Origin of the sequence: Thalassovita mangrovi (assembly GCF_009857745.1) — a bacterium.
Taxonomy (GTDB): Bacteria; Pseudomonadota; Alphaproteobacteria; order Rhodobacterales; family Rhodobacteraceae; genus Thalassobius; species Thalassobius mangrovi.
In genome coordinates this window covers 802,764-816,319 of sequence record NZ_WWEN01000002.1, presented here as the reverse complement: position 1 = coordinate 816,319, position 13,556 = coordinate 802,764, and the positions used below count along the sequence as shown (strand labels likewise).

At 64.1% G+C, this 13,556-nt stretch carries 14 protein-coding genes and 1 tRNA gene; 7 read left to right on the top strand and 8 right to left on the bottom strand.

The annotated features are described in order from the left end of the window. Positions 1 to 40 precede the first annotated feature (40 nt). Entirely contained in the window at positions 41 to 946 is a 906-nt protein-coding gene (locus tag GR167_RS05730) for a LysR family transcriptional regulator (protein WP_160972464.1), read from the top strand. Between the two features lie 158 nt (positions 947 to 1,104). Further along, positions 1,105 to 1,902 (top strand): inositol monophosphatase family protein, encoded by a 798-nt coding sequence (locus GR167_RS05725; RefSeq protein ID WP_160972463.1) that lies wholly within the window; start codon positions 1,105 to 1,107, stop codon positions 1,900 to 1,902. Between the two features lie 29 nt (positions 1,903 to 1,931). Here the strand turns inward: GR167_RS05725 and GR167_RS05720 are convergent, their stop codons facing one another. Both GR167_RS05720 and GR167_RS05715 read right to left on the bottom strand, forming a co-directional pair. Next, positions 1,932 to 2,300 (bottom strand): GFA family protein, encoded by a 369-nt coding sequence (locus tag GR167_RS05720; RefSeq protein ID WP_212769834.1) that lies wholly within the window; start codon positions 2,298 to 2,300, stop codon positions 1,932 to 1,934. Continuing rightward, a complete protein-coding gene (locus GR167_RS05715; RefSeq protein ID WP_160972462.1) occupies positions 2,293 to 3,090 on the bottom strand; it encodes a rhomboid family intramembrane serine protease in 798 nt (265 codons plus the stop codon). Before GR167_RS05715 ends, GR167_RS05720 begins: the two co-directional genes overlap by 8 nt. Positions 3,091 to 3,191: 101 nt before the next feature. On the opposite strand from GR167_RS05715, the gene GR167_RS05710 reads away from it, so the two are divergent. Further along, entirely contained in the window at positions 3,192 to 3,734 is a 543-nt protein-coding gene (locus tag GR167_RS05710) for a tetratricopeptide repeat protein (RefSeq protein WP_160972461.1), read from the top strand. Positions 3,735 to 3,792: 58 nt separating this feature from the next. After that, positions 3,793 to 3,879: transfer RNA gene (locus tag GR167_RS05705), tRNA-Leu, on the top strand. A gap of 123 nt (positions 3,880 to 4,002) precedes the next feature. On the opposite strand, the gene GR167_RS05700 is transcribed toward GR167_RS05705, so the two are convergent. Further along, complete coding sequence (locus GR167_RS05700; RefSeq protein ID WP_160972460.1) at positions 4,003 to 5,622, bottom strand: hypothetical protein; 1,620 nt, start codon at positions 5,620 to 5,622, stop codon at positions 4,003 to 4,005. A 162-nt stretch (positions 5,623 to 5,784) separates the two neighbouring features. Here GR167_RS05700 and GR167_RS05695 point away from each other — a divergent pair, with 162 nt between their 5' ends. Next, complete coding sequence (locus GR167_RS05695) at positions 5,785 to 6,003, top strand: DUF1127 domain-containing protein (RefSeq protein WP_160972459.1); 219 nt, start codon at positions 5,785 to 5,787, stop codon at positions 6,001 to 6,003. 112 nt (positions 6,004 to 6,115) lie between these two features. Here GR167_RS05695 and GR167_RS05690 read toward each other — a convergent pair whose 3' ends face one another. The 5 genes from GR167_RS05690 to GR167_RS05670 are packed head-to-tail and all read right to left on the bottom strand — an operon-like array spanning position 6,116 to position 10,428. After that, positions 6,116 to 6,898 carry a proteasome-type protease gene (locus tag GR167_RS05690; RefSeq protein WP_160972458.1) on the bottom strand — a complete coding sequence of 261 codons (783 nt, stop codon included), beginning with the start codon at positions 6,896 to 6,898 and terminating at the stop codon, positions 6,116 to 6,118. 39 nt (positions 6,899 to 6,937) lie between these two features. Then, a complete protein-coding gene (locus GR167_RS05685; RefSeq protein WP_160972457.1) occupies positions 6,938 to 7,753 on the bottom strand; it encodes a transglutaminase family protein in 816 nt (271 codons plus the stop codon). A gap of 5 nt (positions 7,754 to 7,758) precedes the next feature. Beyond that, positions 7,759 to 8,700 (bottom strand): alpha-E domain-containing protein, encoded by a 942-nt coding sequence (locus tag GR167_RS05680; RefSeq protein ID WP_160972456.1) that lies wholly within the window; start codon positions 8,698 to 8,700, stop codon positions 7,759 to 7,761. Positions 8,701 to 8,704: 4 nt separating this feature from the next. Then, positions 8,705 to 10,135 carry a circularly permuted type 2 ATP-grasp protein gene (locus GR167_RS05675; RefSeq protein WP_160972455.1) on the bottom strand — a complete coding sequence of 477 codons (1,431 nt, stop codon included), beginning with the start codon at positions 10,133 to 10,135 and terminating at the stop codon, positions 8,705 to 8,707. A 17-nt stretch (positions 10,136 to 10,152) separates the two neighbouring features. After that, positions 10,153 to 10,428 carry a hypothetical protein gene (locus GR167_RS05670; RefSeq protein ID WP_160972454.1) on the bottom strand — a complete coding sequence of 92 codons (276 nt, stop codon included), beginning with the start codon at positions 10,426 to 10,428 and terminating at the stop codon, positions 10,153 to 10,155. On the opposite strand from GR167_RS05670, the gene glpD reads away from it, so the two are divergent. Together glpD and glpK are read left to right on the top strand one after the other, a co-directional pair. Continuing rightward, positions 10,421 to 11,983 carry a glycerol-3-phosphate dehydrogenase gene (gene glpD, locus GR167_RS05665; RefSeq protein ID WP_160972453.1) on the top strand — a complete coding sequence of 521 codons (1,563 nt, stop codon included), beginning with the start codon at positions 10,421 to 10,423 and terminating at the stop codon, positions 11,981 to 11,983. The two genes, GR167_RS05670 and glpD, sit on opposite strands and share 8 nt — an antisense overlap. A gap of 53 nt (positions 11,984 to 12,036) precedes the next feature. Then, on the top strand, positions 12,037 to 13,527 hold the full coding sequence (gene glpK / locus GR167_RS05660) for a glycerol kinase GlpK (protein WP_160972452.1): 1,491 nt from the start codon (positions 12,037 to 12,039) through the stop codon (positions 13,525 to 13,527). The last annotated feature ends 29 nt before the right edge of the window (positions 13,528 to 13,556 follow it).

Below are 13,556 nucleotides of genomic sequence, written 5' to 3'. Positions count from 1 at the left end.
AACTTCATAATTCTCAACGTGAACATGAGGATCGTTCATAATGCATATCGAGCTGCGCCACCTGCGCACGATCAAGGCGATCCACGATGCCGGCGGATTGGCGCGGGCGGCGGATCAGCTGCACATCACCCAGTCGGCGCTCAGCCACCAGATCAAGCACCTGGAAGAACAGACCGGGGTGGAGCTTTTCGTGCGCCGCTCCAAGCCGATGAAGCTGACCGCGGCGGGCAAGCGGCTGCTGGCGGCGGCGGAAAAGATCCTGCCGGAAATGGCCGCGTTGGAGGAACAGTTCAAGGGCATCGTCACCGGCAAGACCGGGCGGCTGCATATCGCCATCGAATGCCACGCCTGTTTCGAATGGCTGTTCCCGGTGCTGGAACAGTTCCGCAAGGCCTGGCCCGAGGTCGATCTCGACATCCGCGCGGGGCTTGCCTTCGACGCGCTGCCCGCGTTGCAGAAGGAAGAGGTCGACTTGGTGATCTCCTCGGACCCCGAGGACCTGGCCGGAGTCGATTTCGTGCCGCTGTTCGATTATTCCCCGGTCTTCGTCGCCGCCAGCGCCCACCCGCTGGCGCAGAAGCCGTTCATCGAGCCGGAAGATTTCGCCAGTGAGACGCTGATCACCTATCCGATGGACCGCTCGCGGCTGGATATCTTCAGCGAATTGCTGACCCCGGCGGGAATCGAACCGGCGGCGATCCGGCCGGTGGAACTGACCGCGGTCATCCTGATGCTGGTGGCGTCGAACCGCGGCGTGACTGTGCTGCCCGACTGGGTGGTGCGCGAGGTGAAATATTCCTCCGATTACGTCACCCGCCCGATCACCGAAAACGGCCTGACGAAAAGGCTTTACGCGGCGGTGCGCTCGGACGACGCGACGCGGCCCTTTTTCGCCCATTTCATCCGCCTGGCGCGCACCGAACCGGTCAAGTTGCAGCGGCAGTAAACGGCTTCTTCTGTTCAAAAATATCCCGGGGGAGTCGCCGCTTGTGGCGGCGGGGGCAGCGCCCCCTTTTAGCGGGCATGTCGATACGCCGCCTTTCCCCTTGGCAAACAGGCCCGCGCCGCGTATACGCGCGGCTTGGATAATGAGGGACCGGACCGATGCAAGGCAGCGCAAATCTCAACATCATGCTCAAGGCCGCCCGCAAGGCGGGCCGATCGCTGGTGAAGGACTTCCGCGAAGTGGAAAACCTTCAGGTCTCGATGAAGGGCGCGGGCGATTTCGTGTCCAAGGCCGATCTGGCCGCCGAGGAAATCCTGAAACAGGAACTGATGGGCGCGCGTCCGACCTATGGCTGGCTGGGCGAGGAAGGCGGCGAAGAAGCGGGCCAGGACCCGACCCGGCGCTGGATCGTCGATCCGCTGGACGGCACCACCAACTTCCTGCACGGGCTGCCGCATTGGGCGATTTCCATCGCGCTGGAACATAAGGGACAGATCGTGTCGGGGGTGATCTACGATCCCGCCAAGGACGAAATGTTCTATGCCGAAAAGGGCGCCGGGGCCTGGCTGAACGATTCCAACCGCCTGCGGGTCTCCGGCCGCAACCGGATGATCGAATCGATCTTCGCCACCGGTATTCCGTTCGCCGGCAAGCGCACGCTGCCCGCGACGCTGCAGGACCTGGCGCGGATCATGCCCGAATGCGCCGGTGTGCGGCGTTGGGGTTCGGCGGCGCTGGACCTGGCCTATGTGGCGGCGGGCCGCTACGACGGGTTCTGGGAACGCGAACTGAACATCTGGGATCTGGCCGCGGGCACCCTGATCGTCACCGAAGCGGGCGGCATGGTCGGGCCGATCCGCGACGGCCACGATCCGCTGGAACATGGCGACATCGTCGCCGCGAATAACGAGATCTTCGACAAGTTCGCCGGCATCGTGCGCGCCCGCGAAAGCTGAGTTTCCCCGGGCGGCGTTGCGGCCCGGCTCTAGCGGTCCGACGGGTGATTGATCCCGTCGGTCCAGGGCACTTCACCCAGATCGCGCGGATTGACCCCTTCGATACAGGCCACGTTGATCCCGTATTGCGTCGGGTCCGAGCGGCGCTGGTGATGGGTGTAGATGCCGCAGGTCTTGCAGAAATAATGCTTCGCGGCACCGGTGCCCCAGGTGTAGAGCGTCAGGTTCTCCGCCCCCTTCACCACCTCGACCCCGTCGAGCGGCGCCGAAACCGCGATCGCCCCGCGCCGGGCGCAGAAGGAACAATCGCAGCGCCGGGCGCTGTCGAGTCCCTCGGTCAGCCGCACCGACAGTTCCACCGCGCCGCAATGGCAGGTCGCTTTCACCGGATCAGTCATCTTTCTTCCTTTTCACACGGGGGACGCGGGTCACGCGGGGCGGGGCGCCGCGCCGCCTGACCCGGGGAATGCGCGTCGGGGTCAGTTCATATTCGGCTTCCGGATGCGGTGGCCGGCCGTGATACTGGTTCCAGTACCCGGTCCCGCCCTTGCGCAGCCAGACCGGCAGGGTCAGGATGAAGCCCGCGATGAAACCGCCCGCATGGGCCCAGTAGGCCACGCCGCCCATCGTCGCGTCGGCTTCGGTGCCCGCGATCAGCTGGATCACGAACCAGATGCCCAGCATGACCCAGGCCGGCACCGAAAAGATGCGGAAGAAGATGATGAAGATGAACAGGATGTCGATCCGCGCCTTGGGATAAAGCAGCAGATATCCCCCCATCACCCCGGCGATCGCGCCCGACGCGCCGACCGTGGGCACCGGCGAATGCGGCGCGGCCATCACGTGGACAAGCGCCGCCGCCAGCCCCGAGGCGAGGTAGAACAGCAGGTATCCGACATGGCCCATCTCGTCCTCGAGGTTGTCGCCGAAAATCCACAGGAACAGCATATTGCCCGCCAGGTGCATGAAACCGCCATGCATGAACATGGTGGTGAACAGCGTGATCATGCCCTCGCCCTGCGACACCCGGGCCGGGATCAGGGCCCATTGGTCGAAAAACGCCCCCAGGGCGCGCTGGTCGCCGAACAGGCTGACATAGCTGAGAAACACCAGCACGTTCACCAGCATCAGCGCATAGGTGACATAGGGCGTGCTCAGGGACGGGTTGTGGTCGCGGATCGGAAACATGGGGCGACGATTTCGGCTTTTCGGGGCGGCGTCAACCATGCATCGGGCCGCGCAGGGCGGCATGACTTGACCCGGGGCGGTTTCGTGCCAGTATTTTCAGGATGAAACGCTGGTTGCTTGTCCTTGCAGTCCTGTGCGCCGCGCCGATGGCGCGGGCCTGTCCCGTCGCGCCGGATCATTCCGAGGCGCTGGCCGATCTGCTGCGCCGCGCGCAGCAGGCGCCCAACGAATACCAGGCGCGGCTGATCACCAACGAGATGTGGGCGCTCTGGGCCGATGCCCCGGACGAAGCGGCGCAGGAGGTGCTGGATCAAGGCATGCGCCGCCGCCGCGCCTTCGACCTGATCGGCGCGGTGGAGGATTTCGACCGGCTGATCGCCTATTGCCCCGACTATGCCGAAGGCTACAACCAGCGCGCCTTCGTCCGCTTCATCCAGCAGGATTATGCCCGCGCGCTGGACGATCTGGACCGCGCGCTGGCGCTGTCGCCCGCCCATGTGGCGGCGCTGGCGGGCAAGGCGATGACGCTGATGGGGCTGGGCCGGATGGAGGAGGGGCAGGCGGTTTTACGCGAGGCGCTGGCGCTCAACCCATGGCTGCCCGAACGTCACCTGCTGCAGGACCCGCCGGGCGAGGACCTTTGAACCCCTGACCCGCTTTACACCCCCACAGCTTGCGCTATTGTCCCGCCACCGGACCGGCGCGGGCGTGGTGGAATGGTAGACACAGGAGACTTAAAATCTCTAGGCCGTATAGGCCGTGCCGGTTCGAGTCCGGCCGCCCGTACCATTTGATTCAGAAGAGTTATTTGGTTTTTTCAGTCGAAGAAATCGCAGGAACACTTCCCGGTACACCTACAAATGCGTTGTCTTCCAAGTGAACGCAGGCCTGTCAATCGCTGGATTGACCTGATCAGGTTTCGGGGACGCCTGCCTTGCGCAGCCCGTCGATGTAAATCGAAAAGGTCAGGGAAAACGTCGGTGGCAGGGAATCGATGATACGCTGGATCGTGACACCGGGATGCGCGTCCTTGAAGGCCCTGGCGGCCGCCATGGCCTCATCTTCCAGCCCGAGCGCCATGTTGATCGCGATCAGCGGGCGGTAGGCCCATTGCACGCCCGGGCCCAGTTCCATGCCGCGCTTGATGATCTCTTTCGCCTTTTCGAAGTTTCCGTCCCGAAACTCGGTCATGCCCAGGCCGATGACCATGTTGTGCATGTAGGGATCAAGCGGGCTCAACCGTATCGCGGTATCGAAGGCGCGGCGGGCCTCGTCGGGGCGGTCGCTGTAGATGCCGAGATACCCTTTCCGCATCCAGCCCCAGGCGTTGTTGGGATCGAGGGCCAGCGCGTGATCGAGAAAACTGCTGGCCCGTCCGATTTCATCGGAGACCATCGAAATCGTGGCGCCGATGGCAACGAGCGTCAGCACATGATCCCGGGCTTCGTCCGCAGCCTGGTTCGCCAACTCATAGGCCTGCTGACGGACCTCCTTGGGGGTTTCGGTCCACAGATAGGTGCATTGCTGCGCGAGAGCCCAGGCCTTCAGCGCCTTGGGCAGCGGATGGGCCGGATCATAGCTGATCGCCTGATCGAGGAATGAAACGGCAATGGCGTTTTCCTCGGCCCGATGGGTCCAGAAATGGGGCATCGCGCTCATGATGAGTTCATATCCGGTCCGGTCCTGCGGCATCCGTTGCCGGGCGCGGTCGATCTCGGCCGCGCGCACATTGGGGGAAATCTGCCCCGCGACTTGGCTTGCAATCCGGTCCTGGAGTTCGAACAGGTCGTCCAGCCGGTCATCGAACCTTTCGGACCAGAGCGCGCGGCCGTTGCTGCCCTGAACAAGCTGAACCGAAATCCTGACCCGCTCGCCTGCGCGGCGGATGCTGCCTTCGACCAGGTATTCGGTGCCGAGATGCCGGGCGATTTCCGGTATGTCGAGGCGCTGGCCCTGAAGCGCGAAGGCCGATTGCCGGGCGATGACATGGAAATCATGAACCCTGCTCAGGGCGCTGGTGATCTCCTCGACGACGCCGTCGGCGAACATGTCGTTTTCGCCGACGCCGAATTCGTCGAAGGGCAGAACGGCGAGGCTGGGACGGGAGGCGCGCGCCGCCGGGGCAGGGGATCGCTTTGCCGTTCCGGGTTTCTCGGTCTGCCGCATCTGGCGCAGCCAATCCTCGAATCCTTCCGAATGCAGATCGAACCCCTGAAGAAAATCACCCTCCCCGGTTTCGACGCAAACGCGTTCGGGGGCCAGCCAGACATGCTGGCGATTTGCCTCCAGCACGCCGTCCGGCAGGGTCCGGCGCAGAAGCGAAAGCTCCTGCCGCAGTGAGGCGCGGGCCTGCTCTTCCGAGCGGTCCGACCAGAGAAGATCGGCGACAAGCGTGCGTTCGGCGCGCATGTCCGGCTGGGTTGCCAGATAGGCCAGCAGCCCCTGACCGCGGCGCGACAGCCCGTCCACACCCTTCCCTGAGCCGTCATGGGCCCGGAACGCGCCGAATAGGCGCAGGGTGAGCTTGGACATGTCCGACAAAATGCACACTGAAGTTTTTTGCGTTGAATGACCCTATTTTACGGAAATTTTGCGCTTCTTGCACGGGGTATCACGCGCCTAATTGCGCTCAAATTACAGGCAGATGCGATCCTGGGCTCATCAGACGTTTCAGCCCATGAGAGGAACACAACCATGCAGATCGCAACCCATGCCGCCCGCGCCACCCTTCCCGCCACCAAAGGCAAGAGCCGTTCGCGTCTGCCTCTCTTTCTGCGGGTTCTGAATTGGATCGCCGATGCCGACTGCCGCTATCGCGAGAAACAAATGCTGAAAAACCTGCCCGATGAACGGCTGGAGGACATCGGGATAACCCGCGAAGAGGCCAAGCTGCTGTTCTGCCGGCGCGGCTAGCCCCCCGCGAACCGCGGTGTCATCAAATCAGGGCGCGGTCACAACAATAGCAAACTATCGCATCGCCCGGTTCTTAAGCCGGGCGGTTTCCTTTTATCGGCATGGTAGCGGCTCAGCCCTCGTCCTTGTGCCGGAAACTCGCCTCGCGCTTGGACAGGGATTTGTCGAAATCGAATTGCGGCAGGCTGGCGAAGGCTTCGCGCAGCGCCACGCCCCAGCCGTCCGAAATGTCGTGGAAATAATCGTTGTCGGCGTCGATCCGGAACACCTTGCCGGTTTTCAGGCTGTCCTTTTCATAGACATGCACGTCCAGCGGCGGGGCCACCGACAGGTTGGCCTTGATGGTGGAATCGAAGGACACCAGCAGCAGCTTGATCGCGTCTTCGAAGCTCATTTCGGGATCATAGGCGCGCAGCAGGATCGGGCGGCCGTACTTGGTTTCGCCGATCTGGAAAAACGGCGTGTCGGGGCTGGCTTCGATGAAATTGCCCTCGGGGTAGATCAGGAACAGCCGCATCTGCCCGTCGCCCAGCTGCCCGCCCAGCAGCAGCGTGGCGTGGAAGGTGGATTCGGCGCGCTGGCCGTGTTCGGTGTTGTCGCGGATCACTTCGCGCAGGGTGTCGCCGACCATGGTGGCGACCTCGAACATGCTTTCGCAGGCCATGATGCCGGGATCGCGGTCGGCCACCTGCTTGGCGCGTTCCTCCAGCAGGCTGACCACGGCCTGGGTGGTGGCCAGGTTACCGGCGCTCATCAGGGTGATCGACCGTTCGCCGGGCTGTTCCCAAATCCGCATCTTGCGGAAGGTCGAGATATTGTCGACGCCCGCATTGGTGCGGGTGTCGGACATGAAAACCATGCCGCGATCGAGGGTGAGGCCAACACAGTAGGTCATGACGGGCGCGCGATTCCTTCTTTCCGCAGGGGGACGTCCCTATTGATCAGCTTGCGACTGAACTTTCAACGCGACATGCAGGTCTTCTTGCCCCGATCCGTGACGCAGCCCGTGGATCGGCGCGGCGGTTTTGTAATCGCGCCCCACGGCCACCCTTACATAACGGTCGTCGGGGCAGATCCTGTTAGCCGCGTCGAACCCGATCCAGCCGAGCCCGTCGATCCAGATTTCGGACCAGGCGTGGCTGGCATCCTGATCCTCGGTGTCGTCCATCAGCAGGTAGCCCGACACGTAGCGCGCCGGCCAGCCGATCATCCGCGCCGCCGCGATCATCACGTGGGAATAGTCCTGGCAGACGCCCTTGCCGTCTTCCAGCGCTTCTTCGGCGGTGGTGTGGCTGGCGGTGTGGCCCGGGGTGAATTCCATCAGGTCCGACACGGTCGCGGACAGGCGGTGGGCGCGGTCCAGATCGGTCTCATCCGTTTCCGGTTTCATCCCCCCCACCAGCTTGCGCAGCGCCTTGCCCGGCGCGGTGATCGGCGTCGCCCCCTCGAACAGCCAGAGCGGCGCGCGGTTCTTCTGCATCCCCAACAGCCCGGCGCGGTCCTCGATTTCGACCACGCCTTCGCTGACGATTTCGACATGGGTGGCGCCGGGATCGGCCAGCACCAGCTCGACATGGTTGCCGTATTCGTCGTCATAGCTCAGCTGTCGCGCGGCGCCGGTGATCCGGGTCTGCCAGTCGATCACCTTCTGGCCGTGGCCCGATCGCGGGATCAGCCGCAATTGCTGCAGCGCGTAATCGTTGGGGCTGTCATAGCTGTAGGTGGTGGTATGGCTGATATTGAGGCGCATGGTTCTCACCCGTAGAAGCGGAAATCTTGTTCGATCTGGCTGGCCAGCATCGCGTTGTCGCGGATCGCCGTTTCCAGGAATTCGTGCAGCCCGTCCTCGAAGATGTCGCTGGTCTTGCGGCCGTCGAATTTCATGCAGATCTTCTTAGCGAGGTCCTGGCTTTTCTGGTGGATGCCGTAATCGTTTTCCAGATGTTCCAGGTTGCCGCGGATCTTGGCGTTGCAGAAGGCCAGCGACCGCGGCAGGCGCTGGTCGAGGATCAGGAAGTCCACCACGCCGGAGGCGGTGATTTCGCCGCCATGCAACCAGCCGAAGGCGCGTTCGGCGGACACCGAGCGCAGGATGTTTTCCCATTGCGCATTGTCCATCGACGATCCCACGAAGGACGCCGAGGGCAGCAGCACGTAATATTTCACATCGAGAATGCGCGCGGTGTTGTCGGCCCGTTCCAGGAAGGTGCCGAGGCGGCAGAAATTGTAGATGTCGTTGCGCAGCATGGTGCCCGACAGGGTGCCGCGCACGATGGCGGTGCGGTAGCGGATTTCCTGCAGCACCTTGGGCAGGTTGCGGGCGCTGACCGGGCGGGCCAGCGCCGATTTCATCGCCATCCAGTATTCGTTGACGGATTCCCAAACCTCGGAGGACAGCGCGGTGCGCACCAGCCGCGCGTTCGAGCGCGCAGCGCCAATCGACGACAGCACCGAAGACGGGTTGTCGCCGTCGCGCAGCAGGAAGTTGACCACATGGGCGGCGTCGAAATCGTCGTGTTTTTGGGCGTAGATGTCGCGAATCCCGGCCGTCTTGATGATCGATTCCCATTCGTTGTCGCCATCGCTCGTCCGGGTCAGGGCGATGCGCCATCCCGCTTCGATCAGGCGGGCGGTGTTTTCGCAGCGTTCGAGATAGCGGAACATCCAGAACAGCCCGCCAGCGGTTTTTCCCAGCATCCGTTCAGTCCCCCAATACCCAAGTGTCCTTGGTGCCGCCGCCCTGGCTGGAATTGACCACCAGCGACCCTTCCTTCAGCGCCACGCGGGTCAGCCCGCCGGGGGTGATCCGCACCTGTTTCGGCGACACCAGAACGAAGGGGCGCAGATCGACATGGCGCGGGGCCAGCCCCTTCTTGGTCATGATCGGCACGGTGGACAGCGCCAAGGTGGGCTGGGCGATATAGGCGTTCGGCCGGGCGCGCAGTTTCTTTTCGAACCGTGCCAGTTCGCGCTTGCTGGCGGCGGGACCGACCAGCATGCCGTAGCCGCCCGATCCGTGCACTTCCTTCACCACCAGGTCGGACAGGTTATCGAGCACGTATTTCAGGCTGTCCGGGTCGGAACAGCGCCAGGTCGGCACGTTCTGAAGGATCGCCTTTTCGCCGGTATAGAATTCGACGATGTCGGGCATGTAGGAATACAGCGCCTTGTCGTCGGCGATGCCGGTGCCCGGCGCGTTGGCGATGGTGATGCCGCCCGCCTTGTAGACGTCCAGGATGCCCGGCACGCCCAGCAGGCTGTCGGGGTTGAAATTCAACGGGTCCAGGTAATCGTCGTCGATCCGGCGATAGATCACGTCGATCGGGGTGTAGCCGCGGGTGGTGCGCATCGCCACCCGGCCGTCGACGATGCGCAGGTCATGCGCCTCGACCAGCTCCGCCCCCATCTGATCTGCCAGGAAGGCATGTTCGAAATAGGCCGAATTGTGAATGCCCGGGGTCAGCACCGCGACCACCGGCTTGTCGCCGTCGAAGGCGGGCGGGGCGCAATCGGCCAGCGACCGGCGCAGGTTCTGCGGGTAGGAGCTGACCGGGCGCACCTTCAGCTTGGTGAACAGCTCGGGGAACATCTGCAGCATGGTTTCGCGGTTTTCCAGCATGTAGGACACGCCCGAGGGCGTCCGCGCATTGTCTTCCAGCACGTAGAATTCGTTTTCCCCGGTGCGCACCAGGTCGGTGCCCACGATATGGGTATAGACGCCGCCGGGCGGGGTGACGCCAATCATCTTGGGCAGGAAGGCGTCGTTGCGGGCGATGATTTCCTTCGGCAACCGCCCGGCCCGGACGATTTCCTGCCGGTGATAGATGTCGTGCAGGAAGGCGTTGATCGCCCGCACCCGTTGTTCGATGCCCTTTTCCAGCTGCTGCCATTCGCGCGCCGAAATGATCCGGGGCACGATGTCGAACGGGATCAGCCGTTCGTCGGCTTCCTGCTGGCCGTAGACGTTGAAGGTGATCCCGATGCGGCGGAAAAACGCCTCTGCTTCCTGGGATTTCTTGCGCAGTTCCTTTGGGTCTTCGCCCTCGAACCAGTCGAAATATTGCGAATAGGGGCTGCGCGGACCATCGGCGGAGCCGAACATTTCGTCGAAAAAACGGGTTGGCGTATTCATCTGCCTGCAATCGTCATTCAAGTTTCATCTTCAAAGCAGAAAAGGAAAGCATCCGGGTTGCAATGAAGGGTAACACGATTTGCAATCACACGGGTGTTTTTCTGGGCGAGGCGATTAATCCTTGTGCATTCGGGTGCGAGGGGGTTGATCGCTTTTTGTCCTTCGCGATCACATCGGGGCGATGCCGGCGGGCGGCGGGGCGGCGCTTTGCGCTTGATCCCCCGGCACGCTTGATGCCCGGTCGCGCGCCCCGCAAAGACAAAACGCAGGCGGTTCGAGAGAGCGATGACCATGTCCCGGCAAGACCCTTACGACCTTTTCATCATCGGCGGCGGCATCAATGGCTGCGGCATCGCGCGCGATGCGGCGGGGCGGGGATTGTCGGTGGGGCTGGCAGAAATGGGCGATCTGGCGCAGGCGACGTCGTCGTCTTCGACCAAGCTGTTTCACGGCGGGCTGCGTTATCTGGAATATTTCGAACTGAACCTGGTGCGCGCGGCGCTGAGCGAACGCGAGGTGCTGTTGCGCGCCATGCCGCATATCAGCTGGCCGATGCGCTTCGTACTGCCGCTGCACCGGGACATGCGGTTCGAAAGCGACACGCCCGCGTCGCGGCTGCTGACGCTGTTCATGCCCTGGCTGAAGGGGCGGCGGCCCGACTGGATGATCCGGCTGGGGCTGTTTTTCTACGACCACCTGGGCGGGCGGGACATCCTGCCGGGCACCCGGGCTTTGAACCTGAAAACCGATCCGGCCGGGGCGCCGCTGCAGGATCGTTTCGCCAAGGCGTATGAATATTCCGACTGCTGGGTCGATGACGCCCGGCTGGTGGTGCTGAACGCCCGCGACGCCGCCGCGCGCGGGGCCGATGTGATGACCCGGACCAAGGTTGCGGCGGCCCGGCGCGATGGCGAGTTGTGGCGCATTACCCTGCAAGACGGCGAGGTCACGCGCGAGGTGACCGCCCGTGCCCTGGTCAACGCCGCCGGGCCCTGGGTCAGCGAGGTGCTTGCCGATGTGATTCATCTCGACAGCCCCGCCGCGATCCGGCTGGTGCGCGGCAGCCATATCGTCACCCGCCGCCTGTTCGACCACGACAAATGCTATTTCTTCCAGGGCGGCGACGGGCGGATCATCTTCGCCATTCCCTATGAGCAGGATTTCACCCTGATCGGCACCACCGATGCCGATCACGCCGACCCCGACACCCCGGCCCGGATCAGCGATGGGGAAACCGATTATCTGCTGGACTTCGCCAACGGCTATTTCAACACGCAGCTGGGCCGCGACGATATCGTCTGGACCTATTCCGGCGTCCGGCCGCTGTTCGACGACGGCGCCGGCAAGGCGCAATCGGCGACCCGCGATTACGTGCTGAAGCTTGATCGGGACGGTGCGCCCTTGCTCAGCGTCTTCGGCGGTAAGATCACCACCTATCGCCGGCTGGCCGAAAAGGCGCTGGAAAAGCTAGCGCCGCTGCTGGGCGCGCCGGTGCAGGGCTGGACGGCGGGCGTGGCGCTGCCGGGCGGCGACATGCCGGTGGAAGAGGTGTCAGCGCGCAAGGCGGCGCTGCGGGACCGCTACCCGTTCCTGACCGAAAAATGGGCCGAACGTCTGTTCCGTGCCTATGGCACCGAGGTGGAACAGGTGCTGGGCGATGCCGAAACCGCCGCCGATCTGGGCCGGGATTTCGGCGGCGGTTTGAGCGAGGCCGAGTTGCGCTGGCTGCTGTCGCGCGAATTCGCCCGGACGGCCGAGGATGTGCTGTGGCGGCGATCCAAGCTGGGCCTGCGGCTGAGCGCCGATCAGGCGGCGGACGTCGCGGAATGGATCGAGGCGCAGGGATAGGGCTGGAAACCGCTGCCCGCTTTCGCCAATCTGGCGCGAAAAGGGGAGGGCATATGCGCTATATTCTGGCCATAGATCAGGGCACCACGTCGAGCCGCGCGATCCTGTTCGACGCAAACCTGCACCCCGTGCAGATCGCGCAGCAGGAATTTCAGCAGCATTTTCCCGCATCGGGCTGGGTCGAACATGCGCCTGAGGACCTGTGGCAAACCACCCTGCAGAGCGCGCGCGTGGTGCTGGACAAGGCCGGGATCGGCCCGGGTCAGGTGGCCGGGATCGGCATCACCAACCAGCGCGAAACCACGCTGGTCTGGGACGCCGATACCGGCGAGGTGATCTATAACGCCATCGTCTGGCAGGACCGGCGCACCGCCGACACCTGCGCGGCGCTGCGCGCGGCGGGGCATGAGGCGATGATCAGCGAAGCCACCGGCCTGCTGCTCGACCCGTATTTTTCCGGCACCAAGGTGAAATGGATTCTCGATCACGTCGAGGGCGCGCGCGACCGGGCACGGGCGGGCAAGCTGCGCTTCGGCACGGTGGATTGCTTCTTGATCTGGAAACTGACCGGCGGGCGCGTGCATGCGACCGACGCCACCAATGCCGCGCGCACTTTGCTGTATGACATCCGCGAAGGGCAGTGGAGCGCGGAGATTTGCGACCTGCTCGACATCCCGATGTCGATGCTGCCGGAGGTTAGGGATTGCGCCGCCGATTTCGGCACGACCGACCTTCTGGGCGGCACCATCCCGATCCTTGGCGTGGCGGGGGATCAGCAGGCGGCGACCATCGGCCAGGCCTGTTTCAAACCGGGCATGATGAAATCGACCTATGGAACGGGGTGTTTCGCGCTTCTGAATACCGGCGATGTGCCGGTGAAGTCGCAAAACCGGCTGCTGACCACCATCGCCTATCAGTTCGACGGAAGGCCCACCTATGCGCTGGAAGGGTCGATCTTCATCGCGGGGGCGGTGGTGCAATGGCTGCGCGACGGGTTGGGGATCATCGAAAGCGCGGGCGACACGCAGGCGCTGGCCGAACGCGCCGACCCGGCGCAGGAGCTGGTGATCGTGCCAGCCTTTACCGGGCTGGGCGCGCCCTATTGGAACCCCGATTGCCGCGGCGCCGTGTTCGGGCTGACCCGCGGATCGGGTCCGGCCGAATTCGCCCGCGCAGCGCTGGAAAGCGTGGGGTTCCAGACCCGCGATCTGTTGCAGGCGATGCAGGCCGATTGGCCGGGCGGGACGGGGGACACCACGCTCAGGGTCGATGGCGGCATGGCGGCATCGGACTGGACCATGCAGTTCCTTGCCGACATCCTCGGCGCGCCGGTGGACCGCCCGAAGGTTTTGGAAACCACCGCGCTTGGCGCGGCCTGGCTGGCGGGGATGCGGGCGGGGATTTGCCCCGACGCGGAAGGCTTCGCCGCCACCTGGGCGCGCGCCGATGGGTTCGAGCCGCGCATGGGGCAGGGGGAGCGCGACCGCCGATATGCCCGCTGGCAGGCTGCCGTTGCTGCGACATTGGGTGTCCCTTCGGCCTGAGCGCTGGACAACCGGGCGGCGGGGGCCGA